The sequence below is a fragment of the Pseudomonas sp. S30_BP2TU TE3576 genome (assembly GCF_050436025.1).
Lineage (GTDB): Bacteria > Pseudomonadota > Gammaproteobacteria > Pseudomonadales > Pseudomonadaceae > Aquipseudomonas.
On sequence record NZ_JBNDLK010000001.1, the window covers coordinates 1420149 to 1443241 of the forward strand.

The window sequence follows — 23093 nt, forward strand, 5'->3', positions numbered from 1 at the left end:
GCATAAGCCGCGACCTTGAAGGTCGGCGGCGGGTTGTCCTCAGAGTTTGGGGCACCGTTCAGGATTTCAAGGGCTCTTCGAGTTTGAAATGTGCACGGGCCGTGGCAATGGGTTCGGCTTCGGTGCTTTGCCAGGCGGTAATCGCCACATTGGCGACCCGGCGCCCCTGGCGACACACCTGGCATCGGGCCCAGGTATCGCGAAACTGCCCGGCACGCAGGTAATCCAGGGAGAAGTCGATGATTTTCGGCACCCCGGGCGATCCGGTAAACACCAACAGGTGCAGCGCGGCGGCCAACTCCATGAAACCGGCAATCACACCACCATGAATCGCCGGCAACAAAGGGTTACCAATGTTGTCCTTGTTCGCTGGCAGTTTGAACAGCAGCTCATCTCCCACCCGTGAACATTCGACGCCGATCAGCCGGGCATAAGGAATCAAATCCAGCAGCGAGGCGTAGTCACCCTGCTCGTGGGCCTTTTGCAATTGCTCCTTCAGAGACTCGCTCATTGCACACCTCCGGCAACCGCGCCACCAAAGCCCTTGGTGCCTTTGAGGCCCTTGCCCATGCGCATGAAAGTGCCCATCACATAGGCAATGGGTTGCTCGGGGTCATCCTGATAGGCGAAGCCACGGGCGAAAATCACGTCGGTGGTGACGCGATAGCACTGGGCAAAGCCGTAGACATCTTTATGCGGCTCGGCGGCATGCATGTAGTCGATGCGCAGATCGAGGGTCGGGCAGACCTCGAACTCCGGGAGCACGCAAAGCGTCGCCATGCCACAGGCCGTGTCCATCAGCGAGGTCAGCGCCCCACCATGAATCACGCCGGTTTCGGGATTGCCGACGATCTGCGGGCTGTACGGCAACACAATCGTCAGCCCTTCGCTGCTGGCGCTGTGAACGCGTAGTCCAAGTACCTGGCAGTGTCGCAGCGCCGACAGAAAGCGCATCGCACGCTCAAAAACGGGGTTTTCAGCCATTTGATAAAAACTCTTGTTTATATCCGTACAGTGCAGTGGCGGTCCGGGTAAAAGTTCCGCATTAGAGCAAACTTATATATCTGAAAGAATTAAGGAACTTAACCCTGATGCGTGGGTTCTTAAGGCCAGTAGATGCTTTTCATCAGGAGAAACACCCCATGCGTAAGACTTTAGCTATTGCCTTGATGTTGACCGCTTCCCTCGGTCTCGCTGCCTGCGATAAAAAATCCGAGGACAAAGCTCAAGATGCTAACCAACATGCTGAGCAAGCCCAGCAAAAAATGAACGAAGCACAGGATAAAGTGAACGACGCGGCGAAAGAAAACGCCGAAGCCGCCAAAAGTCAGGCTGAATCGAACGCAGCAGCGGCGAAAGAGGCTACGCCGGCCGCTCCGGAAGCACCTAAGAACTAATGCGGTTTTTAGCGTGATAAAAGAAAACCCGCCAAGTGCGGGTTTTCTTTTGTCTTCAAAAAAGCGGTTAGAGCAAAATCGTACGAAAGGTCGGACTAATCATCAGCAACAACGAACAGATTAATCCCACCAGCCAAACCAGACTGCGTTGCCAGGCCAGGTCTTTCCAGTAACACACCAGATAAATAACCCGCGCAATCACAAAGATGATCGCCAGACAATCGATAAGCCATCCCGCCGTCTGCGTGGTATGCGCCATCAACACACCCACCGCAAACAACATGAACGCTTCGAAACTATTCTGATGCGCTGCCACCGCCCGGGCACCAAAGCCTGTGAGTTGCATCTGCTGTTGGCGCGGCAGGTGGTTGTCGTAGCCGCCCTGCTCTTTCATGGCCCTGGACACAGGCATTCGCGCCAGATAGATCAACACCGCACTGATAAACACGCACCAGAATGGAATACTCATCAAGCAGCCTCTTTGATCACCTCCGGCAATGGCGCCTCTGTAGGGGTATAGACCATCACGTCGAGAACGTCGGAATGAAACTCTCGGCGGTACAACACAAACACGACGCCGGCACTCATCAACATGAACAACCATGGGCTGACAAACCAGGCCAGCATGGTCATGCCGAAGTAGTAGGAACGCAGCCCGAAGTTGAACTGGTTGGCGGCCATGGAGATGACTCGGGCTGCCCGGTTCGCAAAGGCTTTACGCTCCTGCTCCGAGACATGGCGCTCACCGACCATGGGTGCCGAGCCCACCAGGATGGCCGCGAAATTGTACTGACGCATGCACCAGCTAAAGGTAAAGAACGCATAGACAAACACCAGCGCCAGGCACAGCAACTTGATTTCCGACATGCCCTGGGACGCCTGTTGCACCATCGGGATATCCGCCAGCAATGAAACCGCCCGCTCCGAAGCCCCTAGCACCGTGAGAATACCGGCCAGGATAATCAACGTACTGGAGGCGAAGAACGAAGCATTGCGTTCCAGATTGCCGATCACGCTGGCATCGGCGATGCGGTTGTCGCGCAGCAGCATGCGGCGCATCCAGTCCTCACGATACAGGTGCAGCACACTGGCCAGACACGCGGTGTCACGGCCTTTCCATGTGGCATAGCGGGTGTACCCGCCCCAGCAGATAACGAACCAGATAGCGGCAAGGATGTGGATCAGGTTGGCTTGGATGAACGACATGCAGGTCCTTGTGATGTGCAAGAGGAGTACCGAATCCCTGTGGGAGCGGGCTTGCTCGCGAAGGCGGCTTATCAGTGAACATTGATGTTGACTGACCCACCGTCTTCGCGAGCAAGCCCGCTCCCACATCAGGTTTTGCAATGCTTCGACGTTAGCGCAACAGAAAAGACACCGCATCACCCCATAAAAAATGCCCCGTATCAATCGATACGGGGCATTTCTGTTTTGTGACGGACCGGTAAAGCTTAAGCCAGTGCTTCTTCGCGCTTGCCCAGCAGGCGATCGCAAACCACCGCAACCACCAGAGTCATTACCGAAGGCACCAGCCAGGCCAGGCCCTGTTCGCTCAGCGGCAGGTGCGCCAGTTGCGTCGGCATCCAGTCCGCCAGCCCGGCGCCCTTGAGGGCGTCGATCAGGCCGAAGATGAACGACACCAGCATCACCGGACCAAGGATACGACCCTGCTCATGCCAGAAGTCCTTGCAGAAGCTCAACGCCACCAGAACGATGCACGGTGGGTAGATCGCGGTGAGCACCGGGATCGAGAACGCAATCAGCTTGGTCAGGCCCAGGTTGGACACCAGCAGGGAAAACGCCGCCAGGATAATCACCAGGGTCTTGTAGGACAGTGGCAGTACGCGACTGAAGTACTCGGCGCAGGCACACGTCAGGCCGACTGCGGTCACCAGACACGCCAGCGAGATCAGCACGGCAAGGAAACCGCTGCCCAGCGAACCGAAGGTGTGCTGCACGTAGGCGTGCAATACCGCCGCGCCATTGGTAGCGCCAGCGGCCACTTCGTGGCTGCCCGAACCGAGACGGAACAGACTGACATACACCAGCGCCAGGCCCACACCGGCAATCAGACCGGCGATGATCGCGTAGCGGGTGATCAGTGCCGGCGACTCGACGCCGCGGGAGCGGATGGCGTTAACGATAACGATGCCGAACACCAGGGCGCCCAGGGTATCCATGGTCAGGTAACCATTGATGAAGCCTTGGGAAAACGGGGCCGCCATGTATTCAGGGGTTGCATGACCAACGTCACCGGCCGGCAGGGCGAATGCTGCAATGCCCAGCACGGCCAGGGCGATGATCTTCAGCGGAGCGAGAAAACGCCCTACGGTATCCAGCAAACGACCCGGATACAGCGAGATGAAGAACACCAGCAGGAAGTAAACCGAGCTGTACAGGAACAGCGCCAGCGGGCTCTCGCCGGTCAGCGGCGCCAGGCCCACTTCGAACGATACTGTCGCGGTACGAGGCGTCGCGAACAGCGGTCCTACGGCCAGATAGCAAGCAGCTGCCAACAAGCCACCCGCCACTTTACCGATCGGGCTGCTCAACGCATCCATTGCACCACCGACCTTGGCCAGCGCCACAACGGTGATCACCGGCAAACCCACGGCAGTGACCAGAAAACCCAGCGCCGCCATCCAGACATTAGGCCCGGACTGCAAACCGACGATAGGCGGGAAGATGATGTTGCCAGCCCCGACGAACAGGGCAAACGTCATAAAACCAAGTGCCAGGATGTCCTGGCCTTTCAACACTTTCATTAAGGAAATACCACACTACTGAATCGGAATTTAGAGAGGGATTTCCCTATGGGTGAGGGAAATGCTGTCAGTCCGTATAAGACCGACCCTTTTAGCGCGTTGCAGCCTTGTGGGCCGCGGACGCAAAAATGGCGAGTAGCCTAACTAATTTGGACCAGAAACGCACTGTTAGAGGGCGAACTATCCGATACACGACATTTCCGTGTCGCGTTTATGCATATAAATGGTTGGTGTCTGTAAGTCCGCCTTCGCGGGCAAGCCCGCTCCCACATTTTGTACGCGTTCCAATGTGGGAGCGGGCTTGCCCGCGAAGGGGCCAGCACAGCCAACACAAATGCCGGAAACGACAAAGGCCACCCGAAGGTGGCCTTTGTTTGGTGAAGCGTCAGCTAAGCGCGAGGCTTACTTGACAGCCCAACCGGTCAGCTCGGCCAGGGCCTTGCCGATGTCTGCCAGCGAACGCACGGTTTTAACGCCTGCGTCTTGCAGAGCAGCGAATTTCTCGTCTGCAGTGCCTTTGCCGCCAGAGATGATTGCGCCAGCATGGCCCATGCGCTTGCCCGGAGGAGCAGTCACACCAGCGATGTAGGAAACAACCGGCTTGGTCACGTGTGCCTTGATGTAGGCAGCCGCTTCTTCTTCAGCCGAACCGCCGATCTCGCCGATCATCACGATCGCTTCGGTCTTCGGATCTTCCTGGAACAGCTTCAGGATGTCGATGAAGTTCGAACCCGGGATCGGGTCACCACCGATGCCGACGCAAGTCGACTGACCGAAACCGGCGTCAGTAGTCTGCTTCACAGCTTCGTAGGTCAGGGTGCCGGAACGGGAAACGATACCGACCTTGCCTGGCAAGTGAATGTGACCTGGCATGATGCCGATCTTGCATTCGCCTGGAGTGATCACGCCTGGGCAGTTAGGGCCGATCAGGGTAACACCCAGCTCGTCGCACTTAACTTTAGCGTCCAGCATGTCCAGGGTAGGAATGCCTTCGGTGATGCAGACGATCAGCTTGATGCCGCCGAAAGCAGCTTCCAGGATCGAGTCCTTGCAGAAAGGAGCCGGAACGTAGATCACGCTGGCGGTGGCACCAGTGGCCGCTACGGCGTCTTTCACGGTGTTGAACACTGGCAGGCCCAGGTGCTCGGTACCGCCTTTGCCTGGAGTTACACCACCAACCATCTTGGTGCCGTACTCGATGGCTTGCTGGGTGTGGAAACTACCTTGCGAACCGGTAATACCCTGGCAGATAACTTTGGTGTCTTTATTGATCAGGACGCTCATTATTTGCCCTCCGCAGCTTTAACGACTTGTTGAGCAGCGTCGGTCAGGCTGGTAGCAGCGATGATGTTCAAACCGCTTTCTGCCAGTACTTTAGCGCCCAGCTCAGCGTTGTTGCCTTCAAGGCGAACAACAACCGGGATTTTCACGCCGACTTCTTTCACTGCACCGATGATGCCTTCGGCAATCATGTCGCAACGAACGATGCCGCCGAAGATGTTGACCAGTACTGCAGCGACGTTAGTGTCGGACAGGATGATCTTGAACGCTTCGGTAACGCGCTCTTTGGTAGCACCGCCGCCCACGTCGAGGAAGTTGGCTGGCTTGCCGCCATGCAGGTTGACGATGTCCATGGTACCCATGGCCAGGCCAGCACCGTTGACCATGCAACCGATGTTGCCTTCCAGCGCTACATAGTTCAGTTCGAACTTGGCAGCGTGCGCTTCGCGCGGATCGTCTTGCGACGGATCGTGGAAAGTCTTCAGCTTAGGCTGACGGTACATGGCGTTGGCGTCGATGTTGATCTTGGCGTCCAGGCAGTGCAGATCGCCGTCAGCCTTGATCACCAGCGGGTTCACTTCCAGCAGGGCCAGATCGTGATCCTGGAACAGTTTGGCCAGACCTACGAAGATCTTGGCGAACTGGGCAACTTGCTTGCCTTCCAGACCCAACTGGAATGCCAGCTCGCGACCCTGGAATGGCTGAGCGCCAACCAGTGGATCGATAGTGGCTTTCAGAATTTTTTCTGGAGTGTCGTGAGCGATTTTCTCGATGTCCACGCCACCTTCGGTGGAAGCCATGAACACGATACGACGGCTCGAACGGTCAACGACAGCGCCCAGGTACAGCTCTTTAGCGATATCAGTGCACGATTCAACCAGGATCTTGGTGACTGGCTGACCATTGGCGTCAGTCTGGTAAGTCACCAGACGCTTGCCCAGCCACTGCTGTGCGAAGGCTTTGGCGTCTTCTTTGCTGCGAACCAGCTTTACGCCGCCCGCTTTACCGCGACCACCGGCGTGGACCTGGGCTTTGACAACCCACTCGCTGCCGCCGATTTTGTCGCAAGCTTCTGCTGCTGCTTCCGGGGTGTCTACCGCGTAACCGGTGGAAACTGGCAGGCCGTATTCAGCGAACAGCTGCTTACCCTGATACTCGTGAAGATTCATGCTTATTACCGTCTTCGTTAGGTACTGCGCATTCGGTGCTGCACTCATTCAAGTGCCGCACCACCTGTGACTGCTGCTTGCATAGCTGAGCTATGCAAGACTGCGTCCAGCGGATATTCCGCGGTGAGTCTTGCGTGCAAGGCTCACGACGGGCCAAACCGCCGTGGTTTCTTATTATGTCTTAACGCTTCTTGCGGTTGGCGATGTGGATGGCGCCGCCATTCACTGCCAGAGCAGCTTCGTGCAAGGCTTCAGACAGGGTCGGATGGGAGAAAACCATCATGCCCAGGTCTTCAGCGCTGGTGCCGAATTCCATACCGATCGCGCCCTGCTGAACCAGTTCGGCAGCGCTTGGGCCAATCACGTGGACGCCCAGTACGCGGTCTGTCTTGGCATCTGCGATGACCTTGACGAAACCGCCGGTATCGTTGGCAGCCATGGCACGGCCGGAGGCTGCGAACGGGAAGGTGCCGACGTTAACTTCAACGCCTTCGGCTTTCAAGGCCTGCTCGGTTTTACCAACCCACGCGATTTCCGGGTGAGTATAAATAACCGAAGGGATCAAATCATAGTTCATCTGGGCCTTGTGGCCTTTGATGCGCTCGACAACCATGATGCCTTCTTCGGACGCCTTGTGCGCCAGCATCATGCCGCGAACCACGTCGCCGATGGCGTAAACGCCCGGTACGGTGGTGGCGCAGTGATCGTCAACGTGCACGAAACCGCGCTCGTCCAGGGTCACGCCGCAGTCGGCAGCCAACAGATCAGTGGTCACCGGGCGGCGACCAACGGCTACGATCAGCTTGTCGAAAGTGATGTTCTGTTCGCCGTTGGCATCGGTGTAGTTCACAACGACTTCGTTGCCGTTAACCTTCGAACCGGTTACGCGAGCGCCCAGCTTGATGTCCAGACCCTGTTTGGTCAGGGTTTTCAGCGCTTCCTTGGAAACAGCGGTGTCGGCTGCCATCAGGAAGGTGTCCAGGGCTTCCAGGACAGTCACTTCTGCACCCAGACGCGACCAGACCGAACCCAGTTCCAGACCGATCACGCCAGCGCCGATCACGCCCAGACGTTTTGGAACGGATTGGAATTCCAGGGCGCCAGTCGAATCGACGATCACATTCTGGTCGACCGGAGCCGGTGGAATGTCGATCGGACGCGAGCCCGGAGCGAGGATGACGTTTTCGGCTTCGATGATTTCTACCGAGCCATCAGGCTTGGTGACTTCGACTTTCTTGCCGGCCAGCAGCTTGCCGTGACCCTGGATGGAGGTCACACCGTTGGCTTTGAACAGGGTCGCAACGCCGGAGGTCAGGCCTTTGACGATGTTGGCTTTACGGCCGACCATCGCTGGCACGTCCATGGTCACGCCAGCGTGATTGATACCGTGGATCGCGAAACCGTCCTGGGCTTCGTGGAATTTCCACGAGCTGTCCAGCAGGGCCTTGGATGGAATGCAGCCGACGTTCAGGCAAGTACCGCCCAGAGCCAGTTTGCCTTCCTTGTCGGTGTACTTCTCGATACAGGCAGTGGAGAGACCCAACTGCGCGGCCTTGATGGCAGCGACGTAACCGCCAGGGCCCGCACCGATCACTACTACGTCAAATTTCTGCGACATTCAAAAAATCCTCTTTAGCGAAAAGCTTCAAGCCGCGAGCGGCAAGCCAGGCTGCGGGTTTTCCGACAGCACGGGCTTGCAGCTCATGGCTGCTTCTATCAGATATCCAGCAACAGACGAGCCGGATCTTCCAGCAGGTTCTTGATGGTCACCAGGAAGGTCACAGCTTCTTTGCCATCGATCAGACGGTGATCGTAGGACAGTGCCAGGTACATCATCGGACGGATAACGACCTGACCGTTGATGGCCATAGGACGCTGGATGATGTTGTGCATGCCCAGGATGGCGGCTTGTGGCGGGTTGACGATCGGGGTCGACATCATCGAACCGAAAGTACCGCCGTTGGTGATGGTGAACGTACCACCGGTCATTTCGTCCATCGACAGTTTGCCGTCGCGGGCTTTCTTGCCGAAGGTGGCGATGCCGCCTTCGATTTCAGCCAGGCTCATCAGTTCGGCGTTACGCAGAACCGGTACAACCAGGCCGCGATCGCTGGAAACTGCAACGCCGACGTCAGCGTAGCCGTGGTAAACGATGTCGCCGCCGTCGATCGAGGCGTTGACAGCCGGGAAGCGTTTCAGCGCTTCGGTGGCCGCTTTCACGAAGAACGACATGAAGCCCAGGCGTACGCCGTTGTGGCTCTTCTCGAACAGGTCCTTGTACTTCGAACGCAGCGCCATGACTTCGGTCATGTCGACTTCGTTGAAAGTGGTCAGCATCGCCATGTTCGACTGGGCTTCAACCAGACGCTTGGCCACGGTGGCACGAACGCGGGTCATCGGAACGCGCTTCTCGATGCGGTCGCCAGCAGCGAACACAGGAGCAGCGGCAGCCGGAGCAGCAGCCTTGGCAGGTGCGGCAGCAGGAGCAGCTTTCTTGGCTTCGACAGCGGCAACCACGTCTTCCTTGGTCACACGGCCATCTTTGCCGGTGCCTTTGACGGAAGCCAGGTTGATGCCGTTTTCTTCGGCCAGCTTGCGAGCGGCTGGAGCTGCGATAGCGTCTTCGTCAGCGCCGGCAGCCGGAGCTGCGGCAGCGGCGGCCGGAGCAGCAGCGGCAGCCGGAGCAGCTGCAGCAGCACCGCCTTCAACGATGGAGCCCAGGACTTCGTCGGACAGAACGGTGTCGCCTTCGTTCTTGACGATAGCGCCCAGCACGCCGTCAGCAGTAGCCAACACTTCCAGCACGACCTTGTCGGTTTCGATGTCGACGATCAATTCGTCGCGCTTGACCGCGTCGCCCGGTTGTTTGTGCCAGGTGGCAACGGTGCCATCGGCAACCGATTCCGGGAAAGTGGGGGCTTTGATCTCGATAGCCATTGTCTGTGGTTCCTTAAATTCGGTTTCAGGTGCGCGAAGGCGTTAAACAGTAAAGGCGTCTTGCAGCAGTTGTTCCTGCTGCTCGGCGTGCATCGATGCGTAACCGCATGCAGGTGCAGCAGAAGCCTCACGGCCCGCGTACTCGAGTACGAGAGACTTGTTGAGGTTGCTGATGCTGCGACGCATGTGGTGTTGGCTGCAGTACCAGGCACCCTGGTTCATCGGCTCTTCCTGACACCAAACGGCATGCTTGACGTTGGTATAAGGAGCCAGGACTTCTTTCAAGTCGTCCTCAGGGAATGGGTACAGCTGCTCGATACGCACGATGGCGATGTCGTCACGACCTTCGGCACGGCGTTTTTCCAGCAGGTCGTAGTAGACCTTGCCGCTACACAGAACAACGCGCTCGACCTTTTTCGGGTCTTGGGCATCGATTTCCGGGATGACGGTCTGGAACGAACCTTCAGCCAGATCTTCCAGCGTCGAGATGGCCAGCTTGTGGCGCAGCAGCGACTTCGGAGTCAGGACTACCAGTGGTTTGCGCAGTGGGCGAATCACCTGACGGCGCAGCAAATGGTAGATCTGAGCCGGCGTCGTCGGCATGCAAACCTGAATGTTGTGCTCGGCGCACAACTGCAGGTAACGCTCCAGACGAGCCGAGGAGTGCTCCGGACCCTGACCTTCATAACCGTGTGGCAGCAGCATGGTCAGACCGCACAGACGGCCCCACTTGTGCTCGCCGCTGGTGATGAACTGGTCAATCACTACCTGGGCGCCGTTGGCGAAGTCGCCGAACTGGGCTTCCCAGATAACCAGGGCATTCGGCGTGGTGGTCGAGTAACCGTACTCGAACGCCAATACCGCTTCTTCGGACAGGAACGAGTCGTACAGGTCAAAACGCGGTTGACCGTCGTACAGGTTCTGCAGCGGGATGTAGGTGCCCGCATCTTTCTGGTTGTGCAGGACCGCATGGCGGTGCGAGAACGTACCGCGACCGATGTCCTGGCCAGTCATGCGAATCGGGTGACCTTCGAACGCCAGGGTCGCGTACGCCATGGTTTCGGCGTAACCCCAGTTGATCGGCAGGCCGCCGGCTTGCATCTTCTGGCGGTCTTCGTAGATCTTGGCAACCTGGCGCTGAACCACGAAGCCTTCCGGGATTTCCAGCAGCTTGGCGGACAGTTCCTGCAAGGTCTTGAGGTCGAAGCGAGTGTCGTGACGCGCGGTCCAGGCGTGGCCCAGATACGGACGCCAGTCCACGAACAACTCTTTGTTCGGCTCTTTGACCAGGCTTTTCACTACGTGCAGACCGTTGTCCAGCGCGTTGCGGTATTCGTCGACTTTCGCCTGAACACGCTCTGCGTCCATCACACCGCCCTGGGTCAGACGATCGGCATACAGCTCACGGGTGGTGCGCTGTTTGGTGATCTGCTGATACATCAGAGGCTGGGTACCGCTTGGCTCGTCGGCCTCGTTGTGGCCGCGACGACGGTAGCAGACCAGGTCGATCACCACGTCACGCTTGAACTGCATGCGGTAGTCGATGGCCAGCTGGGTCACGAACAATACAGCTTCCGGATCATCACCATTCACATGGAGGATCGGTGCCTGGATCATTTTCGCAACGTCGGTCGCGTACTCGGTGGAACGCGAGTCCAGCGGGTTGCTGATGGTGAAACCGACCTGGTTGTTGATCACGATGTGCACGGTACCGCCGGTCTTGAAACCGCGGGTCTGCGACATCTGGAAGGTTTCCATGACCACGCCCTGACCTGCGAACGCAGCGTCACCGTGGATGGAGATCGGCAGAACCTTCTCACCGGTCTGGTCGTTGCGACGGTCCTGACGGGCGCGAACCGAACCCTCGACCACCGGGGAAACGATTTCCAGGTGGGACGGGTTGAACGCCATGGCCAGGTGAACTTCACCGCCGGTGGTCATCACGTTGGACGAGAAGCCCTGGTGGTATTTCACGTCACCGGAACCCAGCTCGACCTTCTTCTTGCCTTCGAACTCGTCGAACAGCTCGCGCGGGTTCTTGCCGAAGGTGTTGACCAATACGTTCAGACGGCCACGGTGGGCCATGCCGATGACGATTTCCTTGGTGCCGTAGGAACCGGAACGCTGGATCAGCTCGTCGAGCATCGGAATCAGGCTTTCGCCGCCTTCCAGACCGAAACGCTTGGTACCCGGGTATTTGGTGCCCAGGTATTTTTCCAGGCCTTCGCCGGCGGTCACGCGCTCGAGCAGGTGGCTCTTGATGTCGGCGGAGTACACCGGACGACCACGCACGCTTTCCAGACGCTGCTGGAACCACTGGCGCTGCTCGGAATCGGTGATGTGCGTGAATTCAGCGCCGATGGTGCGGCAATATGTCTGCTGCAACGCTTCGTGAATTTCGCGTAGGCTCGCTTCCTCTTTGCCGATGAACAGGTCGCCGGCACGGAAGGTCGTATCAAGATCGGCATTGGTCAAGCCGTAATGATTGATCGACAGGTCTGCAGGTGCAGGACGCTGCCACAGCCCCAGCGGGTCAAGCTGGGCTGCCTGGTGGCCACGCATACGGTAGGCCTGGATCAATCGCAGCACTTCAACTTGCTTCTTCTCGTGCTCACTGCTCACGCTGCCGGCGGAAACCGGTTGGGCGCGGCGCTGGTTCTTTGCCAGCAAGACGAAATGATCGCGAATTGTGGAGTGCGAAACATCGGTGGCAGGGTTGCCGTCAGCAGGCAACTTCTGGAAGTAGGTGCGCCACTCTTCTGGCACAGCGTTAGGGTCGTGCAGGTAGAGCTCGTAAAGCTCTTCCACATAGGCAGCGTTACTACCGGATAGGTAGGCACTGTTCCACATGCGCTGCATCACGCTTTCTTGCATGCTTGGTCACCCTCGGTTAGGGGAACACCATCGGTGTCGACACCGAGCAAACTTGCAGAAGTCCGAATGCAGCGACTAAAACAAGCCACTAGGATCACACTGATAGTCCGGGTACCAGCCCGGATGCCCCTGCTTGTCTCATTTCTTCAAAATAAGAGCCGCAGCCTTTTAAGCTGCTGCTCAGGTTAAAACTACGGCGCCGGTTGAAGCCTGCGCCGTAGCATCTACGGGTACAGCGGTTCTACGGGTACAACAGCTGAATCACACGCCGCTCGAAAGCAACATGTTACGGATGTGACCGATGGCCTTAGTCGGGTTCAGGCCTTTCGGACAAACGTTGACGCAGTTCATGATCCCGCGGCAGCGGAATACGCTGAACGGGTCATCCAGCGAAGCCAGACGCTCGGACGTCTTGGTGTCACGGCTGTCTGCCAGGAAGCGGTACGCTTGCAGCAGGGCAGCCGGGCCCAGGAACTTGTCCGGGTTCCACCAGAAGGACGGGCAGGAAGTCGAGCAGCAAGCGCACAGGATGCACTCGTACAGACCGTCGAGCTTTTCACGTTCTTCAGGGGACTGCAGACGCTCGATGGCCGGGGCCGGCGTATCGTTCTGCAGGTATGGCTTAACCTTCTCGTATTGCTTGTAGAAGATGCTCATATCGACGACCAGGTCACGGATAACCGGCAAACCTGGCAGAGGACGAACGATCAACTTGTTACCTTTTACGACAGCAGACAGCGGCGTGATGCACGCCAGGCCGTTTTTGCCGTTGATGTTCATGCCGTCGGAACCGCAAACACCTTCACGGCAAGAGCGACGATAGGAGAAACCCTCGTCCTGCTCTTTGATCAGGGCCAGCACGTCCAGCACCATCAGGTCTTTACCACCGGTATCGACCTGGAATTCCTGCATGAACGGCGCAGCGTCCTGATCAGGGTTGTAGCGATAAACACTGACTTGCAACATGGCGGTCACCCTTAATAAGTCCGGACTTTAGGTTCGAAAGTCGGAACAGTCTTCGGCGAGAAGTTCACAGCACGCTTGGTCACGCGCTTGTCACCCGGGAAGTACAGGGTGTGGCACAGCCAGTTTTCGTCGTCACGGTCTTCGAAGTCTTCACGGGCGTGCGCACCGCGGGACTCTTTACGCACTTCGGCAGCGATGGCGGTAGCTTCAGCCACTTCCAGCAGGTTTTGCAGTTCCAGCGCTTCGATACGGGCAGTGTTGAACGCCTGCGACTTATCGTTGATCTTCACGTTAGCGATGCGCTTGCGCAGGTCAGCCAGCTGGGCAATACCCTTCTGCATGTATTCGCCGGTACGGAATACACCGAAGTAGTTCTGCATGCAGTTTTGCAGTTCGCGACGCAGGGTAGCCACATCTTCACCTTCGGTACGCTCGTTCAGAGCGGACAGACGGGCCAGGGCCGCATTGATGTCGGCGTCGGTGGCGTCGTCGTATTCGATACCGTCGGTCAGTGCTTTTTCCAGGTGCAGGCCGGCAGCGCGGCCGAATACCACCAGGTCGAGCAGCGAGTTGCCACCCAGACGGTTGGCACCGTGAACCGATACGCAAGCCACTTCGCCCACGGCGAACAGACCAGGAATGATCTGATCCACGCCATCGGCGTCCTGGGTGATCGCCTGGCCATGAATGTTGGTGGCAACGCCGCCCATCATGTAGTGGCAGGTCGGAACAACCGGAACCGGAGCAACAACCGGGTCAACGTGTGCGAAAGTCTTCGACAGTTCGCAGATGCCTGGCAGACGGCTGTGCAGCACTTCCTCGCCCAGGTGGTCGAGCTTGAGCATTACGTGGTCGCCATTCGGACCGCAACCGTTGCCGGCAATGATCTCTTTAACCATCGAACGGGCAACAACGTCACGACCTGCAAGGTCTTTGGCGTTCGGAGCATAACGCTCCATGAAACGCTCGCCGTGCTTGTTGATCAGGTATCCACCTTCACCACGGCAACCTTCTGTAACCAGTACACCGGCGCCGGCGATACCGGTCGGGTGGAACTGCCACATTTCAATGTCTTGTACCGGTACGCCGGCACGCAGCGCCATGCCAACGCCGTCACCGGTGTTGATCAGGGCGTTGGTGGTCGAAGCGTAGATACGGCCTGCACCGCCGGTCGCCAATACGGTGGCTTTCGCACGGATGTAGGTGGTTTCACCGGTTTCGATGCAGATCGCGATCACACCGACGAACTCGCCTTCGCCGTTTTTCACCAGATCGACAGCGTAGTACTCGTTCAGGAACACGGTACCGGCTTTCAGGTTGCCCTGATAAAGGGTGTGCAACAGCGCGTGACCAGTACGGTCGGAAGCGGCGCAAGTACGCGCAGCCTGGCCGCCTTTACCGTAATCCTTCGACTGGCCGCCGAATGGACGCTGGTAGATACGACCTTGCTCGGTACGCGAGAACGGCATACCCATGTGGTCCAGCTCGTAAACGGCGGCCGGGCCTTCCTGACACATGTATTCGATAGCGTCCTGGTCACCGATGTAGTCGGAACCCTTGACGGTATCGTACATGTGCCAGCGCCAGTCATCGTTCGGGTCGGCAGACGCGATCGCGCAGGTGATGCCGCCTTGAGCGGATACAGTGTGCGAACGGGTCGGGAAAACCTTGGTGATCACGGCAGTCTTGTGACCGCCCTGTGCCAGTTGCAGCGCTGCGCGCATGCCGGCACCGCCACCACCAATAATGATGGCGTCGAAAGAAATCGTTGGAATGTTAGCCATGAATCAGATACCCCAGAGAATCTGCACGCCCCAGACGAAGTAAGCGAACATCGCAACGCCGCATACTGCCTGGAATAGGAAACGTACTGCAGTCGCGGACTTGCCCAGCGCCATTGGCGTCAGGTAGTCGGTCGCGATGGTCCACATGCCGACCCAGGCGTGAGCGCCCAGGGCCACAAGGGCCAGCAGACTGAAGATACGCATCCCGTTGTGGGCGAACAGGCCATGCCATTGGTCATAACCAATGCCAGGATTCGCAGCGAGGTATCCGATCAGGAAAATGAAATAAGCCGCGAGAACGACCGCAGACACACGTTGCGCCATCCAGTCATAAAGACCGGAACGCGAAAGGTTCGTAACGCTGGTTACCATATCCAAACTCCTGCCAGAACGATCAACACCACGGAAACGGCGATGATAATTTTCGAGCCCAGGCGGCCGCCTTCCAGCGTCTCACCGATGCCCATATCCATGATCAAGTGGCGCACACCGGCTACCAGGTGATACAGAAGAGCGGACAGGAGGCCCCATGCTACGAACTTGGCCAGAGGACTGGTCAAGGTTGCCTTCACGTCGGCAAAACCTTCCTCGGAACCCAGGGATTTGCCCAATGCATAAAGCATGAAGCCAAGGCCCAGGAAGAGGATGATGCCGGAAACACGGTGAAGAAACGACGTAACGCCGGTGATGGGGAGTTTGATGGTCCTTAGGTCTAGGTTTACAGGTCGTTGGCTTTTCACGGCTTTTTTTTCACACTGAAGAGCCCCTAACAATCAGGGCAAAGTTGTTGGGGAGTGCACTGGTCAGGTAACCACCACCCAGGGATGCGACCCCCAATAAAGCAGGCCCAAAAGCCCTTGGCGGTCGGTGGCCGAGTATAGACAGTTAGGCTACTAATGACAACGCAATCCCCTAACCCAAACAGCGGATTGCGCAACTGACATAAAAGGCGTAAATGGCAGCCAATTTCGAGAAAAAAGTCCGGTTAAAGCCTTCTGGAGCAAGACTTTAGGCAAATTGACATTCGAATTTATCTCACTATAGTGGTGCGGGCCCTGCGTGGGGGGTCTGTCTGATGATTTCAAGCATAAATAGGAGGCCACATGGCTGACAAAAAAGCGCAGTTGATCATCGAGGGCGCAGCCCCCGTCGAGCTGCCCATTTTAACCGGCACCGTTGGTCCCGATGTTATCGATGTTCGGGGCCTGACGGCCACGGGCCGTTTCACCTTTGACCCAGGCTTCATGTCGACCGCTTCGTGCGAGTCGAAGATCACCTATATCGACGGCGACAACGGCATTCTGCTGCACCGCGGCTACCCGATCGAACAGCTGGCTGAAAAGTCGGACTACCTGGAAACCTGCTATCTGCTGCTCAACGGCGAACTGCCGACCGCAGAACAGAAGGCCCAGTTCGTCAGCACCGTGAAGAACCACACCATGGTTCACGAGCAGCTGAAGACCTTCTTCAACGGCTTCCGTCGCGACGCCCACCCGATGGCCGTCATGTGCGGTGTAGTCGGTGCCCTCTCGGCGTTCTACCACGACTCCCTGGACATCAATAACCCGCAGCATCGCGAAATTTCCGCGATCCGCCTGGTTGCCAAGATGCCGACCCTGGCCGCAATGGTTTACAAGTACTCCATGGGCCAACCCATGATGTACCCGCGCAACGACCTGTCGTACGCGGAAAACTTCCTGCACATGATGTTCAACACCCCGTGCGAGATCAAACCGATCAGCCCGGTACTCGCCAAGGCCATGGACCGGATCTTCATCCTCCACGCCGACCACGAGCAGAACGCCTCGACGTCCACCGTGCGCCTGGCGGGTTCTTCGGGTGCCAACCCGTTTGCCTGTATCGCCGCCGGTATCGCTGCACTGTGGGGCCCAGCCCACGGCGGTGCAAACGAAGCCGTACTGACCATGCTCGATGAAATCGGCGATGTTTCGAACATCGACAAGTTCATTGCCAAGGCCAAGGACAAGAACGATCCGTTCAAACTGATGGGCTTCGGTCACCGCGTTTACAAAAACCGCGACCCACGCGCCACCGTCATGAAGCAGACCTGCGACGAAGTGTTGAAGGAACTGGGCATCCAGAACGATCCGCAACTCGAACTGGCCATGCGCCTGGAAGAGATCGCCCTGACCGACCCATACTTCATCGAACGCTCGCTGTACCCGAACGTCGACTTCTACTCGGGGATCATCCTCAAGGCGATCGGCATTCCAACCAGCATGTTCACCGTGATCTTCGCCCTGGCGCGGACCGTCGGCTGGATCTCCCACTGGAAAGAAATGCTCTCCAGCCCGTACAAGATCGGCCGCCCGCGCCAGCTGTACACCGGCTACGAGTCGCGCGACATCACCAAGCTGGAAGACCGCAAGTAAGATCTGTCTTGCTGTAGCGTGTTGAGTTGTACCGGGAACGGCCTCTGCTTTTTATATAAAGAGCAGGAGGCCGTTTTTGTTTGTGCCTGGCGGTTTTTTTGATCATGGGCATATCCGTTATTTAGGTAACGGCGGCGTCCTACCGGCCGGCCTGATCGCGGGGTTCGTTCGCCTGTGAGAATTGAGTTGGCTGACAGGCCGTCATCGCGAGCAAGCTCGCTCCCACAGGAGGGCGGGGATGTACATGGATTTTGCGCCCGACACCAGTCAACTGTGGGAGCGGGCTTGCTCGCGAAAACGGAGTGTCTGCCAACAGAGATGTTGAATGATCAACCGCCTTCGCGAGCAAGCCCGCTCCCACAGGATCGAGTACACCCACCAAATTCCGGTCGGTAATCGCCCAACAAAAATGCCCCGATCTCTCGACCGGGGCATTGGGTTTCAGTGCAACTTATATATAAAGCGTTGAAGCCTTAGTGCGATACCGCCCCACTCGCCCCAAGCCCCGTCTGCGAACGAACAAACTGCGGGAAGAACAGCGCCCGCTCATTGTCAGCCGCAGTGGACTTGTCGGTGACCGAGAAGAACCAGATCCCGACAAAGGCAATCATCATCGAGAACAGCGCCGGGTACTCATACGGGAAGATGGCTTTCTCGTGATGCATGATCTGCACCCAAATGGTCGGGCCAAGGACCATCAGGCCTACAGCACTGATCAGGCCCATCCAGCCGCCGATCATCGCACCGCGGGTGGTCAGTTTTTTCCAGTACATGGAAAGCAGCAGTACCGGGAAGTTGCAGCTCGCCGCGATGGAGAACGCCAGGCCCACCATGAACGCGATGTTCTGGCTTTCGAACAGAATGCCCAGAACGATGGCCAACACACCCAGGGCAACGGTGGTGATCTTCGAAATGCGAATCTCATCTTTCTCGTTGGCCTTGCCCTTCTTGATCACACTGGCATACAGGTCGTGGGACACCGCCGAAGCACCGGCCAGGGTCAGACCGGCAACTACCGCCAGAATGGTCGCGAACGCCACGGCCGAGATGAAGCCCAGGAAAATGCTGCCACCGACCGCGTTGGCCAGGTGTACCGCCGCCATGTTGTTACCACCGAGCAACGCGCCGGCCGCGTCTTTGAAAGCCGGGTTGGTGCTGACCAACAGGATTGCGCCGAAACCGATGATGAAGGTCAGAATGTAGAAGTAGCCAATGAAACCGGTTGCGTACAGCACGCTCTTGCGGGCTTCCTTTGCGTCACTCACGGTGAAGAAGCGCATCAGGATGTGCGGCAGGCCAGCAGTACCGAACATCAGTGCCAGACCAAGGGAGAACGCCGAGACCGGATCTTTCACCAGGCCGCCCGGGCTCATGATCGCTTCACCTTTAGGGTGAACCTTGATGGCCTCGGAAAACAGCACGCTGAAGTCGAAGTTGACGTGTTTCATCACCATCAGCGCCATGAAGGAGGCACCGGAAAGCAACAGAACAGCCTTGATGATTTGCACCCAGGTAGTCGCCAGCATGCCGCCGAACAACACGTAAAGGCACATCAGCACGCCCACCAGAATCACCGCTACGTGATAGTCGAGGCCGAACAGCAGCTGGATCAGCTTGCCGGCACCCACCATCTGCGCGATCAGGTAGAACGCCACCACCACCAGCGAACCACAAGCGGACAACGTGCGGATCTGGGTTTGCCCGAGGCGGTAGGACGCCACATCGGCAAAGGTGTACTTGCCCAGGTTACGCAGGCGCTCGGCGATCAGGAACAGAATGATCGGCCACCCCACCAGGAAGCCGATCGAATAGATCAGCCCGTCATAGCCGGAAGCGAACACCAGTGCGGAGATCCCCAGGAACGAGGCGGCCGACATGTAGTCGCCGGCAATCGCCAGGCCGTTCTGGAATCCGGTGATTTTGCCCCCCGCCGCATAGTAGTCCGCAGCCGATTTGTTGCGCTTGGAGGCCCAGTAAGTAATGCACAGGGTTGCACCCACGAACACGACGAACATCAGGATCGCAGCGACGTTGAGGGGTTGTTTGTGCACTTCACCGGTCAGGGCGTCAGCCGCCCAGACGCCCGGTGCAAAAGCCGCGATGCTCAATAGAGCCAGTAGACGCCGGATCATTGCTGAGCCTCCTTGAGAATCAGATTGTTCAGGTCGTCAAACTCGCCGTTGGCACGTCGTACGTAGATGCCGGTGAGGACGAAGGCCGAAACAATCAGCCCGACGCCAATCGGTATGCCCCAGGTAATCGAAGACTCGGGACTGATTTTCGTCCCCAGCACTTGCGGCCCGTAGGCAATCAAAAGGATGAATGCGGAGTAAAGCCCAAGCATGATCGCCGAAAGAATCCAGGCGAATCGTTCCCTCTTGCTAACCAGCTCCTTGAAGCGCGGGCTGTTTTGAATCGAGAGGTAAATGCTGTCGTTCATTGTTTTTATCCTCGCAGCACAGATTTAGTTGGAACGGTATCCACTCTATGCGGCTGCGGGGCAGGTTCCAGACGACCTTAGTCTTAGAACCACATGACGTTTTCGCCAATTTCAAGCATGTGCAAAATAAATGTGGGAGCGGGCTTGCTCGCGAAGGGGCCATAACATTCAACTTTATTGTTGTCTGTTACACCGCTTTCGCGAGCAAGCCCGCTCCCACAAGTTAAAGCGAGGCGACTGTTATTTAGTCCAGTCAGCAACACGCTCAGGGTGTTTGGCGACCCAATCCTTCGCCGCCGCTTCAGGCTTGGCACCATCCTGGATCGCCAGCATGACCTGACCGATTTCGTCCTTGGAAGCCCACTGGAAGTTCTTCAGGAACTTGGCCACTTCCGGCGCCTTGGCCTCCAGGCCCTTGCTGCCGATGCTGTTCACGGTTTCAGCCGCGCCGTACACGCCTTTCGAGTCTTCGAGGAAACGCAGTTTCCACTTGGCAAACATCCAGTGCGGCACCCAGCCGGTTACTGCGATGGATTCGTTTTTCTTCTCGGCACGGGTCAGCTCGGCAATCATGCCGGCGCCGGAACTGGCCTTGAGTTGATAGCCGGTCAGGTCGTAGTCCTTGATCGCCTGATCGGTCTTGAGCATCACGCCTGAACCGGCGTCGATGCCGACGATGCGGTTCTTGAAGCTGTCGTCGGTTTTCAGGTCCTCGATGGTTTTGGCTTTCACGTACTCCGGCACGATCAGGCCGATTTTTGCGTCCTTGAAGTTCGGGCCGTAATCGACGACCTGATCCTTGTTCTTCGTCCAGTATTCACCGTGGGTCACCGGCAGCCAGGCCGACAACATGGCGTCAAGTTTACCGGTGGCCACGCCCTGCCACATGATCCCGGTAGCGACGGCTTGCAGCTTCACGTCATAACCGAGTTTCTGTCTGATCACTTCGGCAGCCACGTTGGTCGTGGCAACACTGTCCGACCAGCCGTCGACATAACCGATCGTCACTTCCTTACTGGCGGCACTGGCCACGGTAGAACTGATCGCCAGCACCAAAGCCGCACCTGCGCCCAAGAGTCGTCGCATCTTCATCGTTACTTCCCCGAAAGTGCTGCGCTCGACGGATGCCGAGTCGCTTAAACGTATTGTTATGGTGCACAGCGCCCCCATCACGCCTAACAGCAAACTCGTCCAAACATCAGCGGAGTACTGACGCCCTCGATAATCAACCTGACGCTCGTCACGACCTGCTCTGCGAGCGACCTCAAGCCATCGAGAAACGACATCAGAAAGCCATTAATCCTCAGCGCAACACCCCTCGCAGCCAATCCGCCCGAACATTGCATATCAAAATCATGCAGGCCACCAAGCACGCGGTAAATGCAGGTAACATGCGCCGCTTTGCTCCCACACGGCCTGACCATGTCCGCGACATCCCGCTTCCCTTTTGCAGCTTATCTATTCGCTTGCCTGCTGGGGCTGTTTGCCCTTGGCGGCTTCTGGTACGGCCTCGGCAAACCGGTGATCCTGCCGGACGTGGCCAGCGCAACGCACAAGCTGCAATGCGCATCCTACACGCCGTTCGACAAGGATCAATCGCCGTTCGATGTGCCATTCAACTTGCGCCCCGAGCGTATGGATGCCGACCTCGCGCTGCTGGCCAAAAGCTTCGAATGCATCCGCACCTATTCCATGACCGGCCTCGAAGCCCTGCCGGGCCTTGCGCGCAAGCATGGCTTGAAGCTGATGATCGGCGCCTGGGTCAACAGCAACCCGGTGGACACCGAGAAAGAAGTCGACCTGCTCATCGCCTCGGCCAATGCCAACCCGGATGTGGTGAGCGCGGTGATCGTCGGCAACGAAACCCTGCTGCGCAAGGAAGTCACTGGCGCGCAATTGGCGAAGCTGATCAACAAGGTCAAAAGCCAGGTCAAGCAGCCTGTCACCTATGCCGACGTCTGGGAGTTCTGGCTCAAGCATCCGGAAATCGCCCCCGCCGTGGACTTCCTGACCATCCATTTGTTGCCGTACTGGGAAGATGACCCGTCGAACATCGACGCGGCCTTGCAACATGTGGCCGAAGTGCGCCAGGTGTTCGGCAACAAATTCGCTCCCAAGGATATATTGATTGGCGAAACCGGCTGGCCCAGCGAAGGCCGCCAGCGCGAAACAGCCCTGCCGAGCCGGGTCAATGAAGCCAGGTTCATTCGTGGTTTTGTCGCCATGGCCGAGCAACAGGGCTGGCACTACAACCTGATCGAAGCCTTCGACCAACCGTGGAAGCGCGCCAGTGAAGGTGCGGTCGGGGGTTACTGGGGGCTGTTCGATGCCGATCGCCAGGACAAGGGCGTGCTGGCCGGGCCCGTAACAAACGTCCCTTACTGGTCGCAATGGCTGGCGGCAGGCGGGCTGATTTTCATCGGCACGTTGCTGCTCGGTGGCCGGGTTCGTACGACGCGCTCGGCACTGGTACTGCCCTTGCTCGGTGCATTGGCGGCCTGCTCGATCGGCGCCTGGGGTGACCTGGCGCGGGTGACCACGCGTTTTACCGGTGAATGGCTATGGGTCGGATTGCTGACCGCTCTGAATCTGCTGGTACTGGCCCACGCTGCGCTAACCTTGAGCCCTCGTACCGGTTGGCGCGGGCGGGCTTTCAACGTGTTCGAGCGTGGTGCTGGCTGGCTGGTTGCAACGGCAGGTTGTGCGGCCGCTGTGATGATGCTGGAGCTGGTGTTCGACCCGCGTTATCGCAGCTTCCCGAGCGTGGCGTTCATCGTGCCGGCGATGGTGTATCTGTGCCGTCCGGTGAGCGTGCCGCGTCGGGAGATTGCCCTGCTGACCTTCATCCTCGGCGCCGGCATTGCGCCGCAGTTGTTCCGTGAAGGCCTGCAGAATCAGCAAGCCTGGGGCTGGGCGCTGGTGAGTGTGTTGATGGTGGCTGCGTTGTGGCGTTGCTTGCGGGTTCGCAAGGCTTGACTCTTTAGCGACCTGACTGGCCTCATCGCGAGCAAGCTCGCTCCCACAGTAGATCTTCAGTGAACACAACATCCGTGTTCGACAACGATCAATGTGGGAGCGGGCTTGCTC

20 protein-coding genes are annotated in these 23093 nt (G+C 58.0%); 3 read left to right on the top strand and 17 right to left on the bottom strand.

The window, feature by feature from the left end:
* Positions 1 to 58 precede the first annotated feature (58 nt).
* Both ABIA48_RS06435 and ABIA48_RS06440 read right to left on the bottom strand, forming a co-directional pair.
* Entirely contained in the window at positions 59 to 511 is a 453-nt protein-coding gene (locus tag ABIA48_RS06435) for a PaaI family thioesterase (RefSeq protein ID WP_007984572.1), read from the bottom strand.
* Positions 508 to 984, bottom strand: coding sequence for a PaaI family thioesterase (locus ABIA48_RS06440; RefSeq protein ID WP_007984574.1), 477 nt, complete (start codon positions 982 to 984; stop codon positions 508 to 510). The genes ABIA48_RS06435 and ABIA48_RS06440 overlap by 4 nt, the downstream gene beginning before the upstream one ends.
* Before the next feature lie 158 nt (positions 985 to 1142).
* On the opposite strand from ABIA48_RS06440, the gene ABIA48_RS06445 reads away from it, so the two are divergent.
* Complete coding sequence (locus tag ABIA48_RS06445; protein WP_429487449.1) at positions 1143 to 1397, top strand: hypothetical protein; 255 nt, start codon at positions 1143 to 1145, stop codon at positions 1395 to 1397.
* A gap of 67 nt (positions 1398 to 1464) precedes the next feature.
* On the opposite strand, the gene ABIA48_RS06450 is transcribed toward ABIA48_RS06445, so the two are convergent.
* The 12 genes from ABIA48_RS06450 to sdhC form a co-directional block, all read right to left on the bottom strand.
* Positions 1465 to 1866 carry an MAPEG family protein gene (locus ABIA48_RS06450; protein ID WP_007984578.1) on the bottom strand — a complete coding sequence of 134 codons (402 nt, stop codon included), beginning with the start codon at positions 1864 to 1866 and terminating at the stop codon, positions 1465 to 1467.
* On the bottom strand, positions 1866 to 2603 hold the full coding sequence (locus ABIA48_RS06455) for a DUF599 domain-containing protein (RefSeq protein ID WP_310064758.1): 738 nt from the start codon (positions 2601 to 2603) through the stop codon (positions 1866 to 1868). The genes ABIA48_RS06450 and ABIA48_RS06455 overlap by 1 nt, the downstream gene beginning before the upstream one ends.
* Before the next feature lie 245 nt (positions 2604 to 2848).
* On the bottom strand, positions 2849 to 4162 hold the full coding sequence (gene brnQ / locus ABIA48_RS06460; protein ID WP_429487450.1) for a branched-chain amino acid transport system II carrier protein: 1314 nt from the start codon (positions 4160 to 4162) through the stop codon (positions 2849 to 2851).
* Between the two features lie 402 nt (positions 4163 to 4564).
* A complete protein-coding gene (gene sucD, locus ABIA48_RS06465; protein WP_003223019.1) occupies positions 4565 to 5446 on the bottom strand; it encodes a succinate--CoA ligase subunit alpha in 882 nt (293 codons plus the stop codon).
* Positions 5446 to 6612: an ADP-forming succinate--CoA ligase subunit beta gene (sucC, locus tag ABIA48_RS06470; protein WP_130203743.1), complete on the bottom strand. Its 1167-nt coding sequence runs from the start codon at positions 6610 to 6612 to the stop codon at positions 5446 to 5448. Before sucC ends, sucD begins: the two co-directional genes overlap by 1 nt.
* Positions 6613 to 6793: 181 nt before the next feature.
* Positions 6794 to 8230 carry a dihydrolipoyl dehydrogenase gene (lpdA, locus tag ABIA48_RS06475; RefSeq protein ID WP_007984586.1) on the bottom strand — a complete coding sequence of 479 codons (1437 nt, stop codon included), beginning with the start codon at positions 8228 to 8230 and terminating at the stop codon, positions 6794 to 6796.
* A 98-nt stretch (positions 8231 to 8328) separates the two neighbouring features.
* Positions 8329 to 9549 carry a 2-oxoglutarate dehydrogenase complex dihydrolipoyllysine-residue succinyltransferase gene (odhB, locus tag ABIA48_RS06480; RefSeq protein ID WP_007977514.1) on the bottom strand — a complete coding sequence of 407 codons (1221 nt, stop codon included), beginning with the start codon at positions 9547 to 9549 and terminating at the stop codon, positions 8329 to 8331.
* A 42-nt stretch (positions 9550 to 9591) separates the two neighbouring features.
* The gene (locus ABIA48_RS06485; protein ID WP_429487451.1) at positions 9592 to 12423 is read right to left on the bottom strand and encodes a 2-oxoglutarate dehydrogenase E1 component; all 2832 of its coding nucleotides are present in this window, start codon (positions 12421 to 12423) and stop codon (positions 9592 to 9594) included.
* Between the two features lie 261 nt (positions 12424 to 12684).
* Positions 12685 to 13389, bottom strand: coding sequence for a succinate dehydrogenase iron-sulfur subunit (locus ABIA48_RS06490; protein WP_003223007.1), 705 nt, complete (start codon positions 13387 to 13389; stop codon positions 12685 to 12687).
* 11 nt (positions 13390 to 13400) lie between these two features.
* Positions 13401 to 15173 (bottom strand): succinate dehydrogenase flavoprotein subunit, encoded by a 1773-nt coding sequence (gene sdhA, locus ABIA48_RS06495; protein WP_007998069.1) that lies wholly within the window; start codon positions 15171 to 15173, stop codon positions 13401 to 13403.
* Positions 15174 to 15176: 3 nt separating this feature from the next.
* A complete protein-coding gene (gene sdhD / locus ABIA48_RS06500) occupies positions 15177 to 15545 on the bottom strand; it encodes a succinate dehydrogenase, hydrophobic membrane anchor protein (protein ID WP_007977503.1) in 369 nt (122 codons plus the stop codon).
* Positions 15539 to 15913, bottom strand: coding sequence for a succinate dehydrogenase, cytochrome b556 subunit (sdhC, locus tag ABIA48_RS06505; RefSeq protein ID WP_033052382.1), 375 nt, complete (start codon positions 15911 to 15913; stop codon positions 15539 to 15541). Before sdhC ends, sdhD begins: the two co-directional genes overlap by 7 nt.
* Before the next feature lie 363 nt (positions 15914 to 16276).
* Here sdhC and gltA point away from each other — a divergent pair, with 363 nt between their 5' ends.
* The gene (gene gltA, locus ABIA48_RS06510) at positions 16277 to 17566 is read left to right on the top strand and encodes a citrate synthase (RefSeq protein WP_007977501.1); all 1290 of its coding nucleotides are present in this window, start codon (positions 16277 to 16279) and stop codon (positions 17564 to 17566) included.
* Between the two features lie 473 nt (positions 17567 to 18039).
* Here gltA and ABIA48_RS06515 read toward each other — a convergent pair whose 3' ends face one another.
* From ABIA48_RS06515 to ABIA48_RS06525, 3 genes are all read right to left on the bottom strand, one after another.
* Positions 18040 to 19698: a cation acetate symporter gene (locus ABIA48_RS06515; protein WP_429487452.1), complete on the bottom strand. Its 1659-nt coding sequence runs from the start codon at positions 19696 to 19698 to the stop codon at positions 18040 to 18042.
* On the bottom strand, positions 19695 to 20006 hold the full coding sequence (locus tag ABIA48_RS06520) for a DUF485 domain-containing protein (protein WP_007991797.1): 312 nt from the start codon (positions 20004 to 20006) through the stop codon (positions 19695 to 19697). Before ABIA48_RS06520 ends, ABIA48_RS06515 begins: the two co-directional genes overlap by 4 nt.
* Before the next feature lie 240 nt (positions 20007 to 20246).
* On the bottom strand, positions 20247 to 21098 hold the full coding sequence (locus tag ABIA48_RS06525; protein WP_429487453.1) for a glycine betaine ABC transporter substrate-binding protein: 852 nt from the start codon (positions 21096 to 21098) through the stop codon (positions 20247 to 20249).
* A 288-nt stretch (positions 21099 to 21386) separates the two neighbouring features.
* Between ABIA48_RS06525 and ABIA48_RS06530 the strand changes: the two genes are divergently transcribed.
* Positions 21387 to 22982, top strand: a complete 1596-nt coding sequence (locus tag ABIA48_RS06530; protein ID WP_429487454.1) for a beta (1-6) glucans synthase — start codon at positions 21387 to 21389, stop codon at positions 22980 to 22982.
* Positions 22983 to 23093 lie beyond the last annotated feature (111 nt).